Annotated in this window: 20 protein-coding genes; 7 read left to right on the top strand and 13 right to left on the bottom strand. The window is 58.4% G+C overall.

Features of this window, described 5'->3' with window-relative positions; genetic code table 11:
- The first annotated feature begins 299 nt into the window (after positions 1-299).
- On the top strand, positions 300-1,973 hold the full coding sequence (locus V6Z53_RS24555) for a DEAD/DEAH box helicase (protein WP_338582246.1): 1,674 nt from the start codon (positions 300-302) through the stop codon (positions 1,971-1,973).
- Between the two features lie 153 nt (positions 1,974-2,126).
- Here V6Z53_RS24555 and V6Z53_RS24550 read toward each other — a convergent pair whose 3' ends face one another.
- Positions 2,127-2,894 carry a class III extradiol ring-cleavage dioxygenase gene (locus V6Z53_RS24550; protein WP_338582244.1) on the bottom strand — a complete coding sequence of 256 codons (768 nt, stop codon included), beginning with the start codon at positions 2,892-2,894 and terminating at the stop codon, positions 2,127-2,129.
- A 102-nt stretch (positions 2,895-2,996) separates the two neighbouring features.
- On the opposite strand from V6Z53_RS24550, the gene V6Z53_RS24545 reads away from it, so the two are divergent.
- A complete protein-coding gene (locus V6Z53_RS24545) occupies positions 2,997-3,653 on the top strand; it encodes a thiopurine S-methyltransferase (protein WP_338582243.1) in 657 nt (218 codons plus the stop codon).
- 80 nt (positions 3,654-3,733) lie between these two features.
- On the opposite strand, the gene htpX is transcribed toward V6Z53_RS24545, so the two are convergent.
- Positions 3,734-4,624: a protease HtpX gene (gene htpX, locus V6Z53_RS24540; RefSeq protein ID WP_338582242.1), complete on the bottom strand. Its 891-nt coding sequence runs from the start codon at positions 4,622-4,624 to the stop codon at positions 3,734-3,736.
- 313 nt (positions 4,625-4,937) lie between these two features.
- Positions 4,938-6,149: a pyridoxal phosphate-dependent aminotransferase gene (locus tag V6Z53_RS24535; protein WP_008030363.1), complete on the bottom strand. Its 1,212-nt coding sequence runs from the start codon at positions 6,147-6,149 to the stop codon at positions 4,938-4,940.
- Between the two features lie 226 nt (positions 6,150-6,375).
- Between V6Z53_RS24535 and msrB the strand changes: the two genes are divergently transcribed.
- The 3 genes from msrB to V6Z53_RS24520 all read left to right on the top strand — a co-directional run bounded on the left by msrB (position 6,376) and on the right by V6Z53_RS24520 (position 7,875).
- Positions 6,376-6,771: a peptide-methionine (R)-S-oxide reductase MsrB gene (gene msrB, locus V6Z53_RS24530; protein ID WP_338582241.1), complete on the top strand. Its 396-nt coding sequence runs from the start codon at positions 6,376-6,378 to the stop codon at positions 6,769-6,771.
- Positions 6,772-6,931: 160 nt separating this feature from the next.
- Positions 6,932-7,417, top strand: a complete 486-nt coding sequence (locus tag V6Z53_RS24525) for a glutathione peroxidase (RefSeq protein ID WP_338582240.1) — start codon at positions 6,932-6,934, stop codon at positions 7,415-7,417.
- Positions 7,414-7,875, top strand: coding sequence for a MarR family transcriptional regulator (locus V6Z53_RS24520; protein ID WP_338582239.1), 462 nt, complete (start codon positions 7,414-7,416; stop codon positions 7,873-7,875). Before V6Z53_RS24525 ends, V6Z53_RS24520 begins: the two co-directional genes overlap by 4 nt.
- Here the strand turns inward: V6Z53_RS24520 and V6Z53_RS24515 are convergent.
- Complete coding sequence (locus V6Z53_RS24515) at positions 7,859-10,180, bottom strand: response regulator (protein WP_338582237.1); 2,322 nt, start codon at positions 10,178-10,180, stop codon at positions 7,859-7,861. The two genes, V6Z53_RS24520 and V6Z53_RS24515, sit on opposite strands and share 17 nt — an antisense overlap.
- A gap of 166 nt (positions 10,181-10,346) precedes the next feature.
- Between V6Z53_RS24515 and V6Z53_RS24510 the strand changes: the two genes are divergently transcribed.
- Both V6Z53_RS24510 and V6Z53_RS24505 read left to right on the top strand, forming a co-directional pair.
- Positions 10,347-11,237 (top strand): ATP-binding protein, encoded by an 891-nt coding sequence (locus tag V6Z53_RS24510; protein ID WP_338582235.1) that lies wholly within the window; start codon positions 10,347-10,349, stop codon positions 11,235-11,237.
- Complete coding sequence (locus tag V6Z53_RS24505) at positions 11,234-11,716, top strand: GAF domain-containing protein (RefSeq protein WP_338582233.1); 483 nt, start codon at positions 11,234-11,236, stop codon at positions 11,714-11,716. The genes V6Z53_RS24510 and V6Z53_RS24505 overlap by 4 nt, the downstream gene beginning before the upstream one ends.
- Here V6Z53_RS24505 and V6Z53_RS24500 read toward each other — a convergent pair whose 3' ends face one another.
- The 9 genes from V6Z53_RS24500 to V6Z53_RS24460 all read right to left on the bottom strand — a co-directional run bounded on the left by V6Z53_RS24500 (position 11,717) and on the right by V6Z53_RS24460 (position 23,527).
- Positions 11,717-14,662, bottom strand: a complete 2,946-nt coding sequence (locus tag V6Z53_RS24500; protein WP_338582231.1) for an HD domain-containing phosphohydrolase — start codon at positions 14,660-14,662, stop codon at positions 11,717-11,719.
- Between the two features lie 48 nt (positions 14,663-14,710).
- The gene (locus V6Z53_RS24495; protein WP_338582229.1) at positions 14,711-18,352 is read right to left on the bottom strand and encodes a transporter substrate-binding domain-containing protein; all 3,642 of its coding nucleotides are present in this window, start codon (positions 18,350-18,352) and stop codon (positions 14,711-14,713) included.
- Positions 18,353-18,360: 8 nt separating this feature from the next.
- Positions 18,361-18,987, bottom strand: coding sequence for a response regulator transcription factor (locus V6Z53_RS24490; RefSeq protein ID WP_175389648.1), 627 nt, complete (start codon positions 18,985-18,987; stop codon positions 18,361-18,363).
- Between the two features lie 233 nt (positions 18,988-19,220).
- Entirely contained in the window at positions 19,221-19,610 is a 390-nt protein-coding gene (locus V6Z53_RS24485) for a response regulator (RefSeq protein ID WP_338582227.1), read from the bottom strand.
- Between the two features lie 182 nt (positions 19,611-19,792).
- Positions 19,793-21,121 carry a deoxyguanosinetriphosphate triphosphohydrolase gene (locus V6Z53_RS24480; RefSeq protein ID WP_338582225.1) on the bottom strand — a complete coding sequence of 443 codons (1,329 nt, stop codon included), beginning with the start codon at positions 21,119-21,121 and terminating at the stop codon, positions 19,793-19,795.
- A 69-nt stretch (positions 21,122-21,190) separates the two neighbouring features.
- Entirely contained in the window at positions 21,191-22,354 is a 1,164-nt protein-coding gene (locus V6Z53_RS24475) for an EAL domain-containing protein (RefSeq protein ID WP_338582223.1), read from the bottom strand.
- A gap of 126 nt (positions 22,355-22,480) precedes the next feature.
- Positions 22,481-22,825 (bottom strand): hypothetical protein, encoded by a 345-nt coding sequence (locus V6Z53_RS24470; RefSeq protein WP_338582221.1) that lies wholly within the window; start codon positions 22,823-22,825, stop codon positions 22,481-22,483.
- Entirely contained in the window at positions 22,822-23,211 is a 390-nt protein-coding gene (locus V6Z53_RS24465) for a phage holin family protein (protein ID WP_338582219.1), read from the bottom strand. Before V6Z53_RS24465 ends, V6Z53_RS24470 begins: the two co-directional genes overlap by 4 nt.
- A gap of 1 nt (position 23,212) precedes the next feature.
- Positions 23,213-23,527: a YqjD family protein gene (locus V6Z53_RS24460; protein WP_338582217.1), complete on the bottom strand. Its 315-nt coding sequence runs from the start codon at positions 23,525-23,527 to the stop codon at positions 23,213-23,215.
- Positions 23,528-23,694: the final 167 nt, after the last annotated feature.

The raw sequence follows: 23,694 nt of genomic DNA, 5'->3' as shown, positions 1-23,694 counted from the left end.
CGCAAAGCCTGTGACAGAACGCCGTACGCGGGAGTTTTGCGATAAAAAAAGCTCCCTTTTTCGGCAAATTCCGGTATAGTGCGCGCCGGCCTTTAGCCGGGCCGCGTTTAGGTAGAGCAATTCCCCGAAGTCAGCTTCGGCTGCACGTCCGTACTGCGGACTCTCCCTTGACGATTCTTTTCATTCATTCGTTTTCGCAAATCCCCGCCGACAAAGCTGCCAGGGCGACTCTTGAGTCTCAACACGGCACGCGCAGCTTTGGAGCATGGGTCTTTGCGGATGCACTTAGAGGCAGACCCATGACCCAGGAAACCGGCGGCTTCGCCGCTTTTAATCTCAATCCGAATATTCTTGCAGCCGTCATCGCGACTGGCTACGAAGAGCCATCGGCTATTCAGCAGCAATCGATCCCGATCATCATGGCCGGTCACGACATGATTGGTCAGGCGCAAACCGGTACGGGTAAAACCGCTGCGTTCGCCCTGCCGATCCTGCATCGCATCGATCCTGCAAAGCGCGAGCCGCAAGCCCTGATCCTGGCCCCAACTCGTGAGTTGGCGCTACAAGTTGCAACCGCTTTCGAAACCTACGCCAAGCAAATGCCGGGCGTAACTGTTGTGGCTGTCTACGGCGGCGCGCCGATGGGCCCACAGCTGAAAGCAATCCGTAATGGCGCACAGATCGTTGTCGCCACTCCGGGCCGTCTGTGCGACCACCTGCGTCGTGACGAAAAAGTACTGGCGACCGTGAACCACCTGGTTCTCGACGAAGCCGACGAAATGCTCAAACTGGGCTTCATGGACGACCTGGAAGTTATCTTCAAGGCTCTGCCTGCAACCCGTCAGACCGTATTGTTCTCGGCCACCTTGCCGCAGTCGATCCGTGCCATTGCCGAACGCCATCTGCGCGATCCGCAACACGTGAAGATCCAGACCAAGACCCAGACCGTTACCGCGATCGAACAGGCTCACCTGTTGGTTCACGCTGACCAGAAGACTTCGGCCGTTCTCAGCTTGCTGGAAGTGGAAGATTTCGACGCGCTGATCATGTTCGTGCGTACCAAGCAAGCGACCCTGGACCTGGCCAGTGCCCTGGAAGCCAAAGGCTACAAAGCCGCTGCGCTGAACGGTGACATCGCCCAGAACCAGCGTGAGCGCGTGATCGACTCCCTCAAGGATGGCCGTCTGGACATCGTTGTGGCGACCGACGTTGCTGCTCGTGGTCTGGACGTTCCGCGCATCACTCACGTGTTCAACGTTGACATGCCGTACGACCCAGAATCCTACGTTCACCGTATCGGCCGTACCGGCCGTGCCGGTCGCGAAGGTCGTGCACTGCTGCTGGTGACTCCACGTGAGCGCCGCATGCTGCAAGTGATCGAGCGTGTAACCGGTCAGAAGGTTGCTGAAGTTCGCCTGCCGGACGCTCAAGCCGTTCTGGATGCGCGCATCAAGAAACTGACCAACAGCCTGTCGCCGCTGGTGGCTGATGCTGAATCGACCCACGGTGATCTGCTCGATCGCCTGACCGCCGACATCGGTTGCAGCCCGCGTGCCCTGGCCGCAGCCCTGCTGCGCAAGGCAACCAACGGTCAAGCGCTGAACCTGGCCGCTATCGAGAAAGAGCGTCCACTGGTGCCGAACAACGCACCGCGTGGCGATCGTCCAGAGCGTTCCGGTGATCGTCCTGAGCGTGGTGACCGCGAGCGTCGCGCACCAATGCCGCTGGGCGAAGGTCGTGCTCGTTGCCGTACCGCGCTGGGTGCGCGTGACGGTATCGCTGCCAAGAACCTGCTGGGCGCCATCCTCAACGAAGGTGGTCTGGCTCGCGAAGCAATCGGTCGCATCCAGGTGCGTGATAGCTTCAGCCTCGTCGAGCTGCCGGAAGATGGTCTTGAGAAGTTGCTGACCAAGCTGAAGGACACTCGCGTTGCCGGTAAGCAGTTGAAGCTGCGTCGCTACCGCGAAGATTGATCCGCCCCCGGGCTGATTGATCGAACATAAAAAATCCCCGACTGGTTCGGGGATTTTTTTTGCCTGTAAAAAGATCGCAGCCACGGCAGCTCCTACAGAGAAATGCGATCCCATGTAGGAGCTGCCGAAGGCTGCGATCTTTTGATCTTCATCTCAGCCGAAGCGATAGATATCCATGCCCAGTGCACCCATGGTGAACCCTTTGTGGGCAACGCTGAAATCGCCTCCGGCACTGCGGGCAAAGTACAGCGGCAACAAATGCTCATCGCTGGGGTGGTTGCGCACGGCGTTCGGTGCTTGTTGGCGATAATCGTGCAGGGCTGCTTCGTCGTTCGCCGCCAGCTTCTCGATCATCCAGTCGCGGAACGCCTGCGCCCAAGGTTCGACGCTTTCTGGGCCGGCATGCCAGTCCAGTTCCCGCAGGTTGTGGGTGATGCTGCCGGAGCCGATCAGCAGCACGCCGTGTTCGCGCAGGCTGGCCAAGGCATGACCGACGCGGGTTTGCAGGGCAGGGCCGCCACGGGTTGGCAGTGAAACCTGAACGACCGGAATGTCTGCCTGCGGGTACATCAACGACAAAGGCACCCAGACGCCATGGTCAAAGGGGCGCTGAGGGTCCATACGGGCAGGAAGGTTACTGGCCTTCAACAGCTCAACCACTTCAGCGGCCAGCTGGGGATTGCCAGGCGCCGGGTATTGCACCTCGAACAGGGCTTTGGGAAAACCGCCGAAATCGTGCCAGGTGTCAGGTTGCGGATTGCCGCTCACCAGCAGCTCGTTGCTTTCCCAATGTGCAGAAACAATCACGATAGCTTTGGGCTTAGGCATTTCAGCCGCCAAGCGTGCGAGGGCTGGCCCACTGGCCCCAGGTTCCAGTGCAAGCATCGGGGAGCCATGGGATATGTACAGGCTGGGGAACATGAATGAGCTCCTGAGAGTTAAGATGCACCATCTTCAGTCAGATCATTGATCTAAATCTAATATAAGTTTTAGGGTGTTTTGATCGAATTTTCGGGGTTATTTATGCAGCCGGAGTTTTGGCACAAGAAGTGGGCGTCGAATCAGATCGGCTTTCATCTGCCGCAGGTGAACCCTCATCTGAAGCGGTTCTGGCCAGCGTTGAGCTTTGAAGAAGGCGCACGCGTGTTGGTGCCGCTATGTGGAAAAAGCCTGGATTTGCTATGGCTCGCCCATCAAGGTCATGAGGTCTTGGGAGTCGAACTGTCGGAAAAAGCCGTCGAGGAGTTTTTCAGTGAGCATGGCTTTGATCCGGCCGTCAGCGAGCAGGGGCCGTTCAAGGTTTATCGGGCAGGATCCATTGAGTTGTGGTGCGGCGATTTCTTCGAGCTGACGGCAGGCGATGTTGCCGATTGCTCCGCGCTTTATGATCGTGCAGCACTGATCGCGCTGCCGGCGGACATGCGAGAGCGCTATTCCGCCCATTTGACGCGGATACTGCCGAAGGAGTCTCTCGGACTGCTGATTACACTGGACTATGACCAGTCGCAAATGTCCGGTCCGCCGTTTGCCGTGCTCGATGAAGAAGTGCAGCGGTTGTTCGGAGCCTCTTGGACGCTGAAGATCCTGGAAGATCAGGATGTGCTGAGCGAGAGCGGGAAGTTTCTGGAGGCGGGAGTCACGCGGCTTGAGGAGCGGGTGTATCGGGTTTCCACTCGCTAAAAGACCGTTGTCTGTGCGGGTCTCGGCAGACAAAAAAAGGCCCGCATCGCTGCGGGCCTTTTCTATTTAAGCAGAGCTGGTTAGCCCCGACGACGAGCCAGAGCGTCGATACGCTCTTCCAGCGGCGGGTGGCTCATGAACATGCGGGCGAACCCTTGTTTGATGCCACCGTTGATGCCGAAGGCGTTCAAGGTGTCGGGCATGTGCACCGGCAGGCCTTGTTCCGCACGCAGGCGTTGCAGGGCGCCAATCATCGCGGCGGTACCGGCCAGGTTTGCACCGGCCTCGTCAGCGCGGAATTCGCGTTTGCGCGAGAACCACATCACGATGGCGCTGGCCAGGATACCCAGGACCAGTTCGGCGACGATGGTCGCAACGTAGTAGGCGATGCCCTGGCCTTCTTCGTTCTTGAAGATCACCTTGTCGACAAAGTTGCCGATGATCCGGGCGAAGAACATCACGAAGGTGTTCACCACGCCCTGGATCAACGCCAGGGTCACCATGTCGCCGTTGGCCACGTGGCCGATTTCGTGGGCCAGAACGGCTTTCACTTCATCCGGCGAGAAGCGTTCGAGCAAGCCCTGGCTGACCGCGACCAACGCGTCGTTCTTGTTCCAGCCGGTGGCGAAGGCGTTCGCTTCGTAGGCCGGGAAAATCCCGACTTCGGGCATCTTGATCCCGGCTTCGCGGGACAGTTGCTCGACGGTTTGCAGCAGCCATTGCTCGTGACGAGTGCGTGGCTGGGTGATGATCTGGGTGCTGGTGCTCATCTTCGCCATCCACTTGGAGATGAACAGCGAAAACAGGGAACCGGCGAAACCAAAGACCGCACAGAAAATCAGCAGCTGATTGAGATTGAGGTCAACCCCATTGGCCGCCATGAACCCGTTGAAGCCGAAAAGGCTCAGGGTGATGCTGGCAATCAGCACGACCGCCAGGTTAGTGGCCAAAAACAGCAGGATGCGCATCATGGTTGTAGAAATCTCCTTATGCTAAAGATGTAGCGTACTGCGGGGTATATAAGGTGCTGCACCGGGGTATTCAACCGGGTGACTATTTCAAACTGTGTCCTACGGCAATAGCTTAGTCGCTTGAAGGACTTTTCCGATGGTGCAGCGGGAAGTGTTTGTAAGCCACTGGACGCCCCGACCCCCGTCGTTGTTAGACGCGAGCAGGTCAGGTGTTATCGATCAGGGAGTGAGGTGTCAGGGGGCGGCAGGGCGCAAGCATGTGTTGCTGAATGAATCACCGTGCGATGGGTTGGCATCGCACGGTGAAGGCCATTTACTGGCGATAGGACTTGAGGAAGTTGCCGATGCGGCCGATGGCCATGTCGAGGTCATCGACGCGCGGCAGGGTCACTACGCGGAAGTGGTCCGGCCATGGCCAGTTGAAGGCCGTGCCTTGCACCACCAGCAGCTTCTCGGACAGCAGCAGGTCAAGGACGAATTTCTCGTCGTTGTGGATCGGGCAGACTTTCGGGTCGATGCGCGGGAATGCGTACAGCGCGCCCATCGGCTTGACGCAGCTCACGCCCGGAATGTCGTTGAGCAGTTCCCAGGTACGGTTGCGCTGTTCCAGCAGACGGCCCTGCGGCAGCACCAGGTCGTTGATGCTCTGGTAGCCACCCAATGCGGTCTGGATCGCGTGCTGGCTCGGCACGTTGGCGCACAGGCGCATGTTGGCCAGCATGTCGATGCCTTCGATGTAGCTCTGCGCGTGGTGTTTCGGGCCAGAGATGGCGATCCATCCGGAGCGGAAACCGGCCACGCGATAGGACTTGGACAGGCCGTTGAAGGTCAGGCACAGCAGGTCCGGCGCCAGGGACGCGGTGCAGATGTGCACGGCATCGTCGTAGAGGATCTTGTCGTAGATCTCGTCGGAGAACACCACCAGATTGTGCTGGCGGGCCAGTTCCAGCATGCCCAGCAGCACTTCTTTGGAGTAAACCGCGCCGGTCGGGTTGTTCGGGTTGATGATCACCAGCGCCTTGGTGTTCGGAGTGATCTTGGCCTTGATGTCGGCCAGGTCCGGCCACCAGTTGGCTTGCTCGTCGCACAGGTAGTGCACCGGATTACCACCGGACAGGCTCACCGCAGCAGTCCACAGCGGGTAGTCCGGAGCCGGCACCAGCACTTCGTCGCCGTTGTTGAGCAGGGCCTGCATCGACATCACGATCAGCTCGGAAACGCCGTTGCCCAGGTAGATGTCTTCAATGCCGACGCCTTCCACCTGCTTTTGCTGGTAGTACTGCATCACGGCCTTGCGCGCGCTGAACAGGCCTTTGGAGTCACTGTAGCCCTGGGCGGTCGGCAGGTTTCGGATCACGTCCTGGAGGATTTCATCCGGCGCTTCGAAACCAAAGGGCGCCGGGTTGCCGATGTTCAGCTTGAGGATGCGATGGCCTTCCTCTTCCAGGCGTTTGGCGTGCTTGAGCACTGGGCCGCGAATGTCGTAGCAGACGTTGGCGAGCTTGTTCGATTTGCTGACCTGCATGGCGATGTGTTCCCGAAAATGAACGATCCAGGCGGCGCGTGAACAACCGTACTGGGAATCCTGCGTAATCACACAGGCCTGACGCCTTGAGAGGCAGCATCCATAAATCCGTTTGAATGCGCGTGGTCTGGCTGCCAGACTGGCGTTTGACGAGGCGCAATCATACGTGCCGCCCGATCCGTGGAAAAGGTACAGATCGGGCTTTTTCAGCCGCCGAGGTGTGATGATGGAAAAGTTGGAAAAAACCCTGGAAGAATGGAAGGCGATGCTCGATCCAGAGCAGTACAACGTGTGCCGCCTCAAAGGCACCGAACGACCGTTCTCCGGCAAATACAACGCCACCAAGACCGATGGCGTTTACCACTGCATCTGCTGTAACGAACCGCTGTTCGACTCGAAGACCAAGTTCGATTCCGGCTGCGGCTGGCCGAGTTTCTACGCGCCGATCGGCGACAGCGCCATGACCGAGATCCGCGATGTCAGCCACGGCATGATCCGCACGGAAGTGGTCTGCGCCAAATGCGACGCGCACTTGGGGCACGTGTTCCCGGACGGCCCGCCACCCACCGGTCTGCGTTACTGCATCAATTCTGTGTGCCTGGACCTGGTGCCTCGCGAGTAAACCTCTGTAGGAGTACGGCTTGCCGGCGATGGCGATCTCAAGGGCGAAATCGCCGGCAAGCTATACTCCTACAGGTGGGTGGTTTATTGATTAATTAAATTGCACACAATTCAATTGCTCGCTATGTTTGGCTCATCTTCCCGAATCCGGAGCTTTCATCGTGAGCGACAATCTGCTGAGCATCCCGTGCACCACCATCAAGGGCGAGCAAAAGACCTTGGCCGATTTCGCCGGTAAAGCCGTGTTGGTGGTCAACACCGCCAGCAAATGCGGTTTCACCCCGCAGTACAAAGGCCTCGAAGAACTGTGGCAGACCTACAAGGATCAAGGCCTGGTGGTGCTGGGCTTTCCGTGCAACCAGTTTGGCAAGCAGGAGCCGGGCAACGAAGGGGCGATCAGCGAGTTCTGCGAGCTGAACTACGGCGTCAGTTTCCCGCTGTTCAAAAAGATCGAAGTCAACGGAACGGGCGCTCATCCGCTGTTCGTGCAGCTGAAAAAACGCGCGCCCGGCTTGCTCGGTTCCCAAGGCATCAAGTGGAATTTCACCAAGTTCCTGATCGGCAAGGACGGCCAGTTGGTCAAGCGTTTTGCTCCGGCGACCAAGCCGCAGGACTTGAGCAGCGAGATCGAAGCCCTGCTCAAATGAACAGTTTGTCCGTCGACTCGCTGAACCTCGACAGTCAGCTCTGCTTCAAGCTGTACGCTGCTTCCCGGGCGGTGATCCGGGCCTACAAGCCGATGCTCGATCAACTGGGCCTGACGTACCCGCAATACCTGGCGATGCTGGTGTTGTGGGAGTGGCAGGCATCAGCGCCGGAGCAACCGACCGTCAAGGCGCTGGGCGAACGTCTGGCGCTGGATTCCGGCACGCTGACGCCGTTGCTCAAACGCCTTGAGCAACTGCAACTGGTTCAGCGTCAGCGTTCGGCACGGGATGAGCGCGAGGTGCACTTGAGCCTGTCGCCCAGCGGCTTGGCGTTGCGCGATCGAGTCGGGCCGTTGAAGGCCCGGTTGCTGTGCGACAGCGGCGTGGATCTGGATCGATTGAATGAACTGCGCGACGGCCTGGATCACCTGTTGGGGCAAATCAAGGCGCTGTCGTAGCGGGTAACCACACATCCAGCAACGCGGCCAGTTCTTCCCGGCGGAAGGGTTTGGCCAGATAGTCGCTCATGCCCGCCGCACGACAGCGTTCGCGCTCTTCCGACATGGCGTTGGCGGTCAGCGCGACGATGGGCAATTGCGGCCAGCGCCCGCTGCGGCGAATTTGCCGACTGGCTTCATAGCCATCCATCACCGGCATGTTGCAGTCCATCAACACCAGATCGAATTCGCTGCTTTCGAGCTGATCCAGTGCCTCGACCCCATGAGCGGCGACAATCACCTCGCAACCGAGTTTGCCCAGCATGCCCTTGGCTACCAGTTGATTGACCGGGTTGTCCTCGACGAGCAACACCCGTGCACGCCGTTGTGGGGTTTGGGCATCGACAGGGGCGTCGTTGATGGTGGCGATTGCCGGTTGCAGGACACGTCGTAGATTCTGATGTAGCGCATTGCGTGCCAACGGGCGGGCCTGTTGTTGCAAAGGGGCGAGGGCGTTGGCTTGTTCGCTGGGCATGAAACTGCCGTAAGCGGTCACCAGCAAAATCGGCGCAGTAATGGTGGGGCGTAGGTTGAACAGGCATTCGGGGCAATCGGTGATCAGCACATTGGGGTTCAAACCGATCAATGGATCGTCGATCGAGCGTTGCTGGTAGTCCAGCCCCCAACCGGGCAACACGCTGCCCAGCAGTTCCGCCAGGCCACTGCTGGCGGCGGTGATGGCGAGGACCTTGCCTTGCAACGCAGGCGGAACCTGGGCTCGGGTGTGGCGGGGCAGCGGCAGTTCCGCGCAGAACTGGCTGCCGAAACCCGCTTCCGAACTGATGGTCAGGCGTCCTTGCATCGCTTCGCAGAGGTTGTAGGTCAGGGCCAGGCCCAACCCGGTACCGCCGAATTGCCGGGTAATCCCGGCACCGGCCTGGGTGAAGGGCTGGAAGATCTTGACCTGAGCGTCCTGGGGAATGCCGATGCCCGTGTCGCAGACTTCGATTCTGACGCCGTCGCCGGATGTCGACAGGCGCACATCGACCCGCCCGAAACGGGTGAACTTTAGCGCGTTGGATAGCAAGTTGCTGACAATCTGCCGGACCCGGGTCGGATCACCGAGCACCAGCGCCGGAAACTGCGGGTCGATGAGACAGGTCAGTTCGACACTCGGCGCCGCGTTCTGCGACAGCAGGTTGGCGGTGTCTTCGATCAGTGAGCCGAGGTCGAACGGGATGTGTTCGAGTTCGAGCTGACCGGCATCGAACTTCGACAGATCGAGAATATCGTTGAGCAATTCCACCAGCACCTTGCCCGAGTCATGGGCGATGGACAGTTGTTGCTGTTGTTCGGCATTCAGCGGACCGTCCAGCGACAACGCGATCATCCCCAGCAGGCCATTGAGCGGTGTCCGAATTTCGTGGCTCATGTTGGCCAGGAACACCGAGCGCGCTTCGGCCATGTCAAGGGCGGTGCTGCGGGCGACTTCCAGTTCCTGATTGGATTGGCTGAGGCGAGCGTTGATTGCCTTGAGTTCGGCGGTGCGCGCCGAAACGATGTTTTCCAGTTGGCTGAGGTAGTCGGTCAGGCGGTTTTCCGCATTGCGGCGCTGCTGGATTTCCGTGGCGACGTTTTCGAATTGCTGATTGGCGACTTTCACCAGCACGCCGATTTCATCGTTGGCGTGTCCGGCCGGACATTCCAGCGTAGTGGGTTCGATGCTGCGCGAGTCGCGACCGCTGAGTTCGCGGATTACCCGCACCAGCGGTTTGGTCAGCATCACATAGAACAATGCCAGCAGAAGGCCGGTCAGGATCAGGCTGCGGGCGAAGCCGTTGAGCAAGGTGACTTCGGCGCGACGCAGAAAACGGTAACCGAATGAGTAAGTGTCGACGTCCAGTCGCAGCGTGCCGAGGGATTCGTTCGGCAAGTGGTCCAGATAGAGGCGGTCTTCGAACTGGCGGTCGGCACCGAACAACAAGTCGCTGAGCACGCGATAACCGCTTTGCAGGCCGGGGCGCTTGACGTTGGCCAGCACGTTGCCGTTGTTGTCGGTCAGTCGTGCGCCGATGATCGCCGGTGAACGCAACAGGCCCAGGGTCAGTTCCTGAGCGAGTTCGGCATCGATGTTGTAGGCGATACGAGAGGCCGGGTTGTGACTGATTTCCAGCAAAGACACAATTTCACGGTTGATGGAGGCGTCTTCGCTGACATAATCGATGCCTATTTGCAGCAGGCTGAGCAGCGTGCCCAGAATGAAACCCACCAGCACGGTAAGCTTGGCTTGCTTGTAAGACAGCCGGTTGGTGAACTTGATATCCATGGGGTGTTGAACCACTTCCGTTTCCCTTCGCTGCTCAAGCATAGCCGATCATGCATGGATGCCGACGCTCTCGCGAGCCCTTGTACCGGGGCTTGTCCCGGTTGTCGAACACTGTGTTTCGTCGCTGTATCGTCATCATTACTGTGAACATGCCCGAGGAGAAGACGTGGATTCCCGATTGAATGCTTTTCTTGAACGCGCCGATGCCGTTCTGGCCCGTATCGAACCGCTGCTGCCCACCCCTCGGCAATCCATCGACTGGACAAATTGCCTGGCCGCGCGCTGGCAGCGCGAGGGTCGCAGCGGTTTTCTGCTGCCGCTGGAAGTCAGCCTCGACATGCGCCTGTCCGACCTGATTGGCGTCGACCGCCAAGTGGAACAACTGGGGCGCAATACCCAACAGTTCCTCGATGGCATGCCGGCCAACCATGCCTTGCTCTGGGGCTCGCGCGGCACCGGTAAATCGTCGCTGGTCCGCGCCTTGCTGGCCGAGCACGCCAAGGCCGGTTTGCGCCTGATCGAGATCGAGCGCGATCACCTGGCGGACTTGCCACGGGTGGTCGAACAAGTCGCCAAACTGCCGCAGCGTTTCGTGCTGTTCTGCGATGACCTGTCGTTCGAGTCGGGCGAGGGCGATTATCGCGTACTCAAAAGTGTACTCGACGGCTCCCTCGAACAGGCGCCGGACAATGTGTTGCTGTACGCCACCTCCAACCGTCGCCACCTGGTGCCGGAGAAGGAAAGCGATAACGAAAACTGGAAACGGGTCGACGGCGAATTGCACCCCAGCGAGGCGGTGGAAGACAAAATCGCCCTGTCAGATCGCTTCGGCCTGTGGCTGTCATTCTATCCGTTTACCCAGGAACACTTTCTCAACGTCGTCGAACACTGGATCGGCCAACTGGCCGACAAGGCCGGCCTCAAGTGGCAACGCAGCGAAGAGCTGGACATCCTCGCGGTGCGCTGGGCTACGGGGCGCGGCAATCGCAATGGACGTTGCGCGTATCAATTTGCCCGCTATTGGGTCGGGCTGAAACTGTTGGAGCACAAGGCATGATCGATTTACAAAAGAGCGGCCAGGGCCTCGACGGCTACGGCATGCTGCACGCACAGCTGGAATCGCTACTGGCGGACGAGCGGGATTTCATCGCCAACGCCGCGCAGTTCTCGGCGTTCCTGTTCAACCAGCTCGATGACCTGAACTGGGCCGGTTTCTACCTCAATCGCAACGAAGAGCTGGTGCTGGGCCCGTTCCAGGGGCAGATCGCCTGTGTACGGATTCCTTTCGGTCGTGGCGTTTGCGGTACGGCGGCGGCAACCTTGCAGACTCAACTGGTCGAAGACGTACACGCGTTTCCCGGGCACATCGCCTGCGACAGCGCGTCGAACAGCGAACTGGTCGTGCCGCTGGTCAAGGACGGTCGCCTGATCGGTGTGCTGGACCTCGACAGCCCGAAACTGGCGCGTTTCACCGCCGAGGATCAGGCCGGTATCGAGCAACTGGCAGCGATTTTCCTGCGCCTGACCGATTGCTGATCAAACCTTGAGGCCTGCCTTGATCAGCAGGCCTGAAGGGTCCACCGCGTCGATTTGTTGTGGGTCGAGAAAACGCTTGGCGTACTGCAAATAAATGTGAGCGTTGATGAACAGCTCGAACAGCTGCGGATCAATATGCGCATCGCGGCACATGTACGCCATGATGCCCAGCGCCTCGCTCAAGGACTTGGCTTTCTTGTAGGGGCGATCGGCCGCGGTCAGCGCTTCGAAAATATCGGCAATCGCCATCATCCGCGCCGGCAGGCTCATGTCCTCGCGCTTCAGGCGTTTGGGGTAGCCGGTGCCGTCCATTTTTTCGTGGTGACCGCCGGCAATCTCCGCGACGTTGCGCAGATGCTCGGGGAAGGGCAGGTGGCTGAGCATCAGGATCGTCTGCACGATGTGGTGATTGATGATGTAGCGCTCTTCGCCTGTCAGGGTGCCCCGGGCAATGCTCAGGTTATAGAGTTCGCCGCGGTTGTACTTGTAGCGCGGTACATCGAGTTTGAAGCCCCAGGGATTGTCCGGCGCAATCAGCTCGGCTTCGGCGCGTTCGAACAGATGCTCGGGCTTGTCCGCGAGCAGTGATTCGGTGACCGGCAGTGTCGGCGCCGGGTTGCGGGCCTGACGCTGGTTTTCTTCCCAGGAAACCCCCAGTCGGTCATCCAAGGTTCGTGTCCAGGTGCGTTGGCCGATGTTGCGCAAGCGTTGCAGGTCGCTCTCGGCCATGGCTTCGCCGCCGAGGTTGCAGCGGGCGATGAAGGCGAAATCGTCATCCAGCTCTGCCAAAGACGCGTCGCGTATTTGCGCCAGAGGTTGTTCGTCACCCCCCTTGGCAATGGCTTGCCAGTAACTGATCCACGCATCGCGCTTGAGCACTTCGAAGCGGGTGCGGATTTCGTGGATACGGTCGTTCAGGGTTTCCAGTTTCGTGGCTTTATCCACGACGTATTCCGGGGTGGTGATCTTGCCGCAGTCGTGCAGCCAGGCGGCGATTTGCAGGGCTTCCCATTCATCGTCGGTAGGTTGATAGCTGCGGAAGGCCGGGTCTTCACTGGCCGCGGCGGCCTGAGCGAGCATCAGGGTCAGGACCGGCACACGCTGACAATGCCCGCCGGTATAAGGGCTCTTGGCATCAATCGCACCGGCCAGCAGCTTGATGAACGCGTCCAGCAATTGTTTTTGCCGGGCTTGCAACCTCTGGCTTTCGATACTCACCGCGGCGGCACCGGACACGGCCTGTAGAAACGCGATGCGGTCCGGGCGAAGTTTTTCCAGGTCGCTTTGATCGCCGCTGTCGGCCAGCAGAAACACCAACAGGCCCACGGTTTCGTTATGACGATTGTGCAAACGGATGCCGATCAGATGAACCCGGGGACATTCCAGTGCGAGCAGCACTTTCTGCAAATCCCCGGCCTGCTCGAAACCGAGATTGCTGACGACATTGTCGGCACTCGACAACTGCTGCAACCAAGCCGGGCTCTGTGGGTTTTGAAGCTCGTGGGCGCCGATGTCGAATGACGCCAGGGGCTGCGCGGTATCGTTGATGACCAGCCCGTGGGGTTCCATGCGATCGCCGTCACCTTCGCGCAGATAGATCAGGCCGGCCTGGGCCTGGCCGATTTTCACGGTTTCAAACAACACCCGTTCCAGCAAAGGCGCGAAACGGGTCTCGGCACTCAGGCTGTCGGTGATCTGGAAGAAACTCGTCAGGGTGTCTTTCATGCGCGCCATCGACACGCTCAGTTGATCGACTTCGAGTACCGGAGAGCGACTGGACATTGGAAAGTTGAAATCGAAACTGCGAATCGCATCCGCTTCCTGCACCAGGGCGCGCAGGGGTTTGACCAGAATGCGCGATGTCATCCAACCCAATGGCACACACAACAGCAACGTTGCCAGGGTAATCAGCGCGCCTTGCCAACGCATGCGGTAAGCATCGGCGAGCAATTCATCTTCCGGCACCAGCAGCGCCAGTTGCAGTCCCTGGGGGCCACCTTCCTGCATGCTGCTGCGGGCCACGATCCATTGGCGACCGTAAGCGTTCAGGCGATTGCCTTCGGGAGGGCTTTTAAGTAACGCACCAAGGCTGGGGCTCAGATCAGCGGCCTTGATCAGGCGGGCGGTCTGATCGTCGATGATCAGTCGGCTGGCGTCGGGATAGGCGATCGCATTGCCTTGGGCATCGAACAGCACGATCTCCGTGGAAGGGGTCACCACATGTTTGGCCAGGGTGGCGCTGAGTTCGGCCAGGGTCAGGTCGGCGCCCATCACCACCTGCTCGCCGCTGCGCCGGGCCAGGGTGGTGCCGACGTTGTGGGTCGAGAAAAAGACGTAGGGTTCGGTGGTGATCTGATCGTTGTCGCGGCTGGCGCTGGTAAACCAGGCGCGGCTGCGCGGATCGTATGGGTCCTCGGGATTGTCCTGGCGACTGATCAAGGCCAGGTTCTGATCGAAAAACAAGGATTGGGAATGCGCCTGGCCGCTAGCGCTTCGCTCGATGCTCCACACTTGATAAGCCGCTGAGTCCGGGGCCTTGAGCAGTGTTTTCAGATGTGCGGTGCGCAAAGGGCGAACCATGAAGAAATCACCGTTGCCATAACCCAGGTACAGCGACGCCAGATCAGGGTTATCGATCAACGACTGGCTGAAGGGCCTGAGCAGCGCCAGGCGTTGCTCCAGGTCCGGCGCCTGGATCGCAGGATTGACGACCAGCAGGCTCAGCAGATGACGAATCGGTTCGTAGGTGGCCTGCAGGTCGAGGCGGACATCCTGTTCGATGCGATTGAATAGCTTCTCGCTGCTGGACAGGATGATTTGTGTGGTTTGCCGATAATTGAAAATGCCCAGTACTACCCCGGTCAGCAACAGCAGGAAGGTAAACATCACGCTGATATGAACGTGCAGGGGAAATCGCCGTTGATCCGGACGCAGTGGGCTGGGCATGCAGGTCGCTCCGTGATGGTTAACACACTGCTCAGCGTCCAAGCATAGTTAAGCCTCTGTCATTCTGCTTCCGTCGTTTTCGCCGATTTGTTGCAGCAATGCCTGGTCCAGTTCCATCAGGGCGCGCTCCACCGCCGTACAGCATTTGGCCACTTTTTCCGCCTGGAATGGGGCGCGGCAGATTGTTTCGAGCGCCTCGCAGCTGTCGATCAATCGAAAAGCCTGAGCGATCCGGGCGGCGCCCTTGATTTTGTGGGCGATGTCGAGAAATGCCTGCGGATCCGTGGAGCCGTAAAGCATCTGCAACCCTTGGCGGTCCAGACGGTTACTGTTCAGCAGCTCGGTCAACAAACGCTGGTTCAATACCGGGTTGCCACCAGTCAATTGCTGTAACCCTTCCAGGTTGAAGGCCGGAGTGCGGGACGTCGGTGCGATGCCCTCAACCCATTGGCTCAGGGCGGCCAGGGTCAGGGGTTTGAACAGGCAGTCATTCATCCCGGCGTGTTTGCAGCGTCGAATTTCTTCCGCTTGAGCATTGGCGGTGAAACCCAGCACAGTGCATGGCGGTTGTTGCGTTGACTGTTCGTGTCGGCGAATGGCTCGGACCAGTTCGTAGCCATTCATGACCGGCATGTTGCAATCGGCGATCACCAGATCGAATGCTCCGGCTTTCCACGCCTCGAACCCTTCCTGGCCGTCTGCCGCGACACTGAATCGATGTCCCAGAAACTCCAGTTGTTGACACATGAGCAAGCGATTGGCCGCATGATCATCGACCACCAGAACATTCAACGGGATGCTGGCGGTCTGGATCTGCGTTTCAATCGTCTCCACCATGGGTTCACGGGGCAGGGCAGGTAGCGGCAGTGACATTCGCACTTGCGTCCCCTTGCCGGGCTGACTGTTCAATTGCAGGCTGCCGCCCATCATTTCGCACAGGCTGCGGCTGATCACCAGGCCAAGCCCGGCACCGCCTCTGGCCGACCGCACGGCGTTATCGGCCTGGGCAAAAGGCTCGAACAGGCGCTGCTGATCCTGTTCGCTGATCCCTATACCGCTGTCCTCAACCTGCAGTTGCAACAGCACTTGATCGGGCTCGGCGGTCGGGCGCAGGTCGACGGTAATCCGGACCTGGCCCTGCTCGGTAAACTTGATGGCGTTGCTGACAAGATTCGACAGCACCTGCTTGAAGCGCAGCGGGTCCAGCAGTACATCGATTGGCGGATTGGCCGGGTTGAAGTCCAGATGCAGTTCAAGCTCTTTCTGCCGGGCCAGACCATCGAAGATCCGTACTACGGCCCCCACGATCTCTCGCGGATTGACACGCTCCGGGCTCAGGCTGAGGTGCCCGGATTCGATGCGCGCAATGTCGAGAATGTCGCCGATCAGTTCCAGCAAATCCTTCGCCGAGTGATAGGCCACATCGATGGCCGAACGGTCAGGGTGGTGGTGTTCAATTCGTTTCAGCGTCAGTTCGAGCATGCCGATGACCGCATTCATCGGCGTGCGGATTTCATGGCTCATGGTCGCCAGAAACGTACTTTTGGCCCGGTTGGCTTCATCGGCGCGCTCTTTGGCACTGCGCAGGTCGTCGAACAGTTGCCGCCGTTCGCTGATGTCGATCCAGCCACCGATAATGCCTTGCACCTCACCGCTTGAATCCCGATAGGGGAGAATCCAGTGATAGATCGTCAGCCGGCGACCCCCAATGTGCAATGCGCGGTCGAGAATCAGCGGTCTGCCCTCGGCCACGACACGCTGGTAGTCGGCCTGATATTCGCGGGCTTCGAACGCATTGCTCATGGCGCCCTGGATGACGCTCTTGCCGATAACGTCTTCGCGTCTGGCGCAGAAGGCTTGCAGGTAACTCTCATTGCAGCTTTGCAACAGTCCCTGGCGATCTCGCACATAAAGCGGATGAGGCGTGCCATTGACCAGCGAGCGCATGAATTCGAATTGATCGTTCAGCGCGCGCTCGGCTGCCTTGCGCTGATTGATCTGGCGCTGCATGTAGGCATTCCAGGTCACGGAAATCAGTAACAGCACGCCGGCAGCGATGACGATCTGATAGAACAGTCGATGATAGTTGCGCCAGGTGTTTTGTGAGGACGCCGAGTAACCACGCCAGCGGCTGTTGATGATGCCCAGCTCCTCCGGCGCGATACTCAATAGGGCCTTGTTGAGGATGTCATTGAGTTCCTTGGCTTCACGGCCTGTCGCCAGGGAGAACGCGGCTTGTTCTGTACCGATGGTGGTGCTGATTTGCAGGGTATGGTCAAAGAGTCGCGAGGAAATGAAGTAATTGGCGATCACCAGCGAATTTACCGCACCTTCTGCCTGACCCTCTGCGAGCATCTCGACAGCGCTGAAGGTGTCTGGGGTTTCGATGAGCTTTATTTGCGGGAACTCGTTGCGCAAATAGTCCATCAACGGATTGCCATGGGCGATTGCCAGGCGCTTGCCCTGAAGCTGGGTGAGGTTGGTGGGGCTGTCTGCGGTCTTGCGCGTCAGCAGGACATAGGAGTTCTGCAGGTACGGCCGGCTGAAATTGAGCAGGGTGTCCCGTTGCTCGCTCGGGAGCAGTGCTGCGATGACATCAGCCTGGTTGTCCTTGATGCGTTGAATCATTTCATTGTCGTTGCGGCTGCGCTGGATGTCGAAGCGCAATCCTGTGCGCAACCTGATCAGCTCAAGCAAGTCCGCGGCAATCCCACGGAAGTTACCTGCGCTGTCGAAAAACGTCAGCGGCGCGAATGCCTCGTTGACGACTACGCGGACTACCGGATGTTGCGCCAGCCAGCGCTCCTCGCTGTAACTGAGCTCCAGTTTGTGATCGGTGAGCAGAATGTCGCTGCCGGCACTCCAGCGTTTGGCAATGTTTTCTCGAACGCTGGTGGGGATGGCCAAGAGCATCGCATTGATGATCCCGAGCAGCTCAGGGTTGTTTTTATGCACCGCAAAACTGAAGCCGTAGGCTTCGTGTTTGCCGAAGTTGGCCATGCGGATATTGTTCAGGTACCCCTTGTTGATCATGTAGTGGGTGGAAATGGTGTCGCCGAGAAACACGTCGGCCTGGTCGAAGGCAACGGCATTGATCGCATTTTGGTAAGACGGATAAGAGGTAATGATCGCCTTTGGATACAGTGCCTTGACCTCATCCAGCGGCAAGTAGTGATACACCATGCTCAGGCGCATGCCGGCGAGGCCATCGGTCAGGGAGCGGGTTTCACCTTCACGCGTTACCAGTACCGGTTGATCCACGGCGTAGGGCTTGGACAGTACGATGTTGGCGCTACGCGCTTCGAATCCGTTGGCGGTACCGAGCAAATCCACTTCGCCATTTTCGAGCGCTTCAATGGCCGCGCCCCGGGACGCAAAGCGCTGGATCGTGATGGGCAGGCCGGTCGCCTTGCCGAGGATACCGGCGTAGTCGGCGGTGAATCCTTCATAATCGTGGCCGCTGAGGGTCAGGTCGAAAGGCGGATAATCCGGCGCTGAAGTGCCGAGGATCAATTCATGTTTGCTTTTCAGCCATTGTGTTTGTGATGGGTCCAGCTGGACTTCCAGATGCCCGACTGTCGAGCGACTCAGCAGGGCATAGTTTCCACTACTTTGTCCCGCGAACAACGTGGTACTCAGGCATAGGCCCGCGGTCATCAGTATCAGGCATTTCTTCAAACGGCTGGGCATCCTGACTCTCACACTAGCGCATTACGTTTTGCCATCTCTATGAGTTCAACCAGTGATTTGGCCTTGAGTTTTTGCATGAGGCGTTTTTTGTAAGTGCTGACGGTTTTGTTGCTCAAGAACATGCCCTTGGCAATTTCCTTGTTAGTTCGACCTTGTGCAAAAAGTTGCAATACCATCAGTTCCCGGTCGTTGACTGATTTGAACAGTTCCAGTTCGGCGCAACGCGCTTCATCACCGCGAACCGGATTCAATGCCTCGCTTGGAAAATAGTTGTAACCTGACAATACCGCTTTAATCGCACTGACCAGTTCGCTGAGATCCTCCTGTTTGCACACATATCCCGAAGCACCGGACTGCATGCAGCGAATACCGAAAAGTGTCGGGCACTGTGCAGTCAATACCAATGTTTTCAGTGGAGTACTCATTGCGTTGAAGCGGGCCAGCACTTCCAAGCCATCCAGCTTGGGAATGCTGATGTCGAGAATGACCAGGTCGGGCATGCATTCGCGGACCATTTGCATGGCGTCGACCCCGTTGTCGGTTTCACCGACGACTTTATAACCCTCATGTTCAAGCAGCATTCGAACGGCAAGTCGGATGACAGGGTGATCGTCGACAATAAAAACGGAGTTCATAATCAAATCCCATGCGAGCTGAAATAAAGCGCGCACCTTAGCTCAGATAGTTGATGTCACGTATGAACTGATGTACCTGTAGCAGCAATATAGGAATAGTCCTACAAGCGAAAAAGAATGGGCTTACGTGTTAACTAGATTTTTGCGAAGCTGAATGAAGGTTGCTGATCCTCGGTTTTGATCTTGAATGTGCCGTTTTTGATCATTACATTGGCTTTTCCCGGTTTTTCTTACTATGAAATCAAAGTTAATAGTTTTCTGAATTCGGATTGTTGTAATGGCTTGATCAAATAACCCAGTAATGGCAAGTCATGCGCATTCGCCAGATTTTTAAGGCTGTCCAGTTCGGCGGGCGTCAGGCTACTTAGCAGTATTGCCTGTTTGATCATCCCTCGATGAGTGGCGAACTTGACCAGATCAAGCCCGCAAAGGTCGGGTAAACATTGGTCGCACAAAAGAATATCGAACGGCTGCGCAGCCATGAACATCTTTTGCAATGCGCCTTCGGCACTGTCAGTGGTGGTCAATTGTGTAAAGCCGTAACTTTCGAGCAGGTATTGAGTGGCCCTGAGCTGAAATGGATGGTCTTCCACCAGCAAAATACGCAAGTTGTCTTTGAACATAAGGTGCTCACGCTTCTTCTGTCGAACAGAGGGAAGGCATGATTGTTTCGCGAGAATAACGGGAATTCGATCAGTTCCCTCGACAAGTGTTGTAGGGGAATTCAGCGAGTGTTGAACGCGCTTGCAGTCTTGGTGGTTGATCGGCCATCGCAGAGGCTGTAATGGCCGATAACCAGATTTCGTCAATGACTGGAGCGACCGGTCATTTCCAGCGCCATGTCGCTGGCGTAGCTGTCGGTCATGCCGGCGATGAAGTCGATCATTCGTAGAAAAGAAGTGTGTAACGAGCCGTTAGGATCGGGTGCATTGTTACCCAACAGGTCGAGGACCCTTCGACTCTTGAATGATGGCGTTCGACCGTTGTGTTGCTCCAGCGCTGCGCCACAGAAGGCATTAAGCAGGATTTCCAGCGTGGTATAGGCACCGATTTCGTGCAGGGTCTTGCGCTTGTCCTGAAAGATTTTTTTGCGTGCCATGTCTTTGGCATTCAGGACGCAACGTTTGGCGGGGCCGTGCATGTGCTCCACCAGGTCGCCGGGCAGCGTACCGGCCAGCAACGTATCCTGCTGCTCGACAAAGGCGCGGGCCGCGGCATTGGTCAGGTGTTCGATAGCCTTGCCGCGCAGGATGGCCAGTTTGCGTCGGCGCGAATCCCCGGGGCCGAGCTGACGGTAGGTTTCCGGCAGATCGTCGCCCACCAGATCCAGCAACAACGACTCGACCTCGGCGTATTCCAGCAACGACATTTCCAGGCCGTCCTCGAGGTCGATCAGGGCGTAACAAATGTCATCGGCGGCCTCCATCAGGTACACCAGTGGATGACGTGCCCAGCGCTGTTCTTCGAGTTGCGGCAAGCCGAGTTTCTGAGCGATCTGCTCCAGCAGTGGCAGCTCGCTCTGGTAGCAGCCGAACTTGTGTTTCTTGTAGCCCAGCGAGTCGGCATGCTGGGCCGTCCACGGGTATTTCAGATAGGTGCCGAGCGTGGCGTAGGTCAGTCGTGTGCCACCGTCGAACTGGTGGTATTCCAGCTGAGTCAGAACCCGAAAGCCCTGGGCATTGCCTTCGAAATTGAGGAAGTCATTGCGCTCGGCTTCAGTCATTGCGTCCAGCCAGCCACGACCGGCCGCTTGCTGGAACCAGTGACGTATCGCGTCCTCGCCGGAATGGCCGAACGGTGGATTGCCGATGTCGTGGGCCAGGCAGGCCGATTGCACCACCATCCCCAAATCACTGGGTTCGCACCAGTCAGGCAGTGCACTGCGGATGGTTTCGCCAACGCGCATCCCCAGCGAACGGCCGACGCAACTGACTTCCAGCGAGTGGGTCAGGCGTGTGTGGATATGGTCGTTGCTGGAGACCGGATGAACCTGGGTCTTGCGCCCGAGACGGCGAAACGCCCCCGAGAAGATGATCCGGTCATGGTCTTTGTGAAAAGGACTGCGGCCGAGTTCTTGCGGGCTGTGCAGGGGCTTTCCGAGGCGTTCGCGGGTAAGCAGGGTTTGCCAATCCAAGGCTGGGTCTCTCCGTCAGGTGACTGATTGCCCCAGCTTCCCGGTTCGCATCACGACCTGCAAGTGCAACTACAACCCGACTGCATCTATATCGATGAGCAGCAGGCGCTCGCCATTGTCAAAAAATTGCCCGGCGGTGAGGCAATACTGGTTGCTGGTGGCGTCGCGATAGGTGTTGGACAGGGTCAGTCGCCGCTCATCCCAGCCTTCGGCCAGCAGCTGATAAAAGTACGGACGCCAGGACCAGTTATGGCCCAGGTAGCGATTGTCGGCGACCCAGCGATTGTTGCGCCATTCCAGGTTCGGCGTCAGTTGGGTGCCGTGACGGTCGCATTGATAGAAGCGCAGCAGCCAGGGAAAGGCGTCCAATTGCGGCAAGGCGCTGAGCGGCGCGCGCGCCTGAGCCCATGCTTGCAGGATCGCCATCAGTTCGCTGAGTTGCTGGCGCATGATCATCAAACGACCGCGTTCGGCGAGTTTCTGCTGAACGTAGCGCTGACGCAGTTGTGCAAAACGCTCGACAAAGGCGTCGGTGGTAAAGAAGTCTTCTTGTGCTCCGGCGAACAGAAAACCCTGCACGTAACGTGAACCGCATTCCAGCGCAAAATTGAGCTGAGCGTCGGTTTCCACGCCTTCGGCGATGATCCAGCAACCGGTTTTCTCGGCCATTTGCGCCAGGGCTTTGACCACGTCGCTGCTCGGCCCGCCCAGCGCTGCCGCCTGGAATAGACGCATGTCGAGTTTGAGAATGTCCGGTTGCAACGCCAGCACGCGATCGAGCTGGGAATAACCGGCACCGAAGTCATCGATGGCGATGCGGGCACCGGCTGACCGGTAACGCGCCACCACTTGGGCCAGGCGCTGGATATCGCCCCCCAGTTCGGTGATCTCGAAAACGATTCGCTGCGGGTCGACATCGTATTTGCTCAGTTGCTTGAGACTTGGCAGCGGCTGGTCGGGGCGCAAGCGGCTGATCCAGCGCGGGGAAATGTTCAGGCTTAGAAACCATTCAGAGGGTGCTTCATGCAACCTGCTCAAGGCGTTATCGCGCAACTGGCGATCAAGGCGACGCAAGGCGATGGCGTTGGTTCTGGGGTCAGCGAACAGTGGTCCCACGGAAGCCAACTGACCGTCGGCCTGACGCAGTCGCCCCAGCGCTTCGACACCCGCGATCCGGCCGGTAGCTGTATCGATGAACGGCTGAAAGCAGGCGAGCGGTTGCCCGTCTATCACAAGGCCTCCTTGGTTGATCTTGTTTTTGGAAAGAGCCTGGTCGCCGGGTAGGCACGCAGGGTCGAACCCCTCGATAGAGAGGTTCATCCCGTGGTCTTTGCAAGAATGCAGCCAGAAAGTGACAGCCTAGTGCTTGCGCGAAGAGCCTTGCAGCACCAGCTTGATCAGAGGCCCCAACGTGGTGCCCAGTCGGACTAGTCGGGTGAGGCTGGTAATTCCACCGCCACTTTTCGCACCTTTGCCAGTCAAAAAACCGAGCAAAGTGACAGCAGCAACGCCCCACAGCGGGGCGTGCTTGATGCCGAATCCGTCCTGCAGATTTTGCGTCATCCCGCGAACACGCCGCAGCGGTTGCAGCAGTTGCGTGGATTCGTGGCGGATTTCCTGGCGATGCATTTCCATGCGCAAGCGGATCAGCGCTTTGCGCATTTCCGTGCGCGAACTGTTTCGAGGCAATTCAGGCAGGTTCATGGCAGCAAGCGCTCCCGGTCGTTGGCCAGTTCTTCCAGGGTGCCGTGGAAGGGCGAGGATTCATCGAAAATCGCCGCTCTCAAGCGCACGCCGCAGAAGATTGCCGCGAGGGTATAGAACACGCAAAGGCCGATGATGGCCGCGAGGCGATAGGTGTCCCAGAACACAATCATCACCAGCGTCGACAAGCCCACCAGCAACAGCAAGGCAAATACCAATGCCAGACCTGCAAACAACAGCAGGCTTACGGTACGGGCCTTTTGCTCCTGCAGTTCAATGCCGAACAGTTCGACATGGCTGTGCAGTAATCCAAGAAATGCGGCACCCAGGCGTCGCGGTGAGGAGCTTTGGCCCGTTTCGTCAGGGCCGGATTCACCGAGAGCCATATCAGCGCCGAGTCGCCAGCAGGCCAATCAGAAAGCCCACGCCGGCCGCGATCCCGACCGCTTGCCATGGGTTGGCCTGGACATAGTCTTCGGTGGCCGTGACGGCAGCCTTGCCGCGTTCGCGCAGGGAGTCTTCGGTCAGCTTCAAGGTTTCCCGTGCACGCAACAGACTGTCGTGGATTTGGTCGCGCAAGTCATCGGCCTGATCCCCGGCCAGGGAAGCGGTGTGCTCCAGCAACCGTTCGGTGTCGCTGACCAGGGTCTGAAAGTCGGTCATCAGGATTTCTTGAGCAGTCTTTGCCTTGGTGCTGGCCATTGGTGATCTCCATAAGTGGCGTCTGAAGCGTTCGAGTATGAGCCTTGCGCGAAGGTTCAGTACAAATGACTGGTACAACTTTTGCTGTGTCGTGGTGCGTCAGCCTGCGTGATGCGCTGTTGCTGGGCATGATTTGCTTGAAACCATAACTCAAACAATCAAAACAC

The sequence above is a fragment of the Pseudomonas sp. MAG733B genome, from assembly GCF_036884845.1.
Classification (GTDB): domain Bacteria; phylum Pseudomonadota; class Gammaproteobacteria; order Pseudomonadales; family Pseudomonadaceae; genus Aquipseudomonas.
This window is presented reverse-complemented; position numbering and strand designations above follow the sequence as displayed.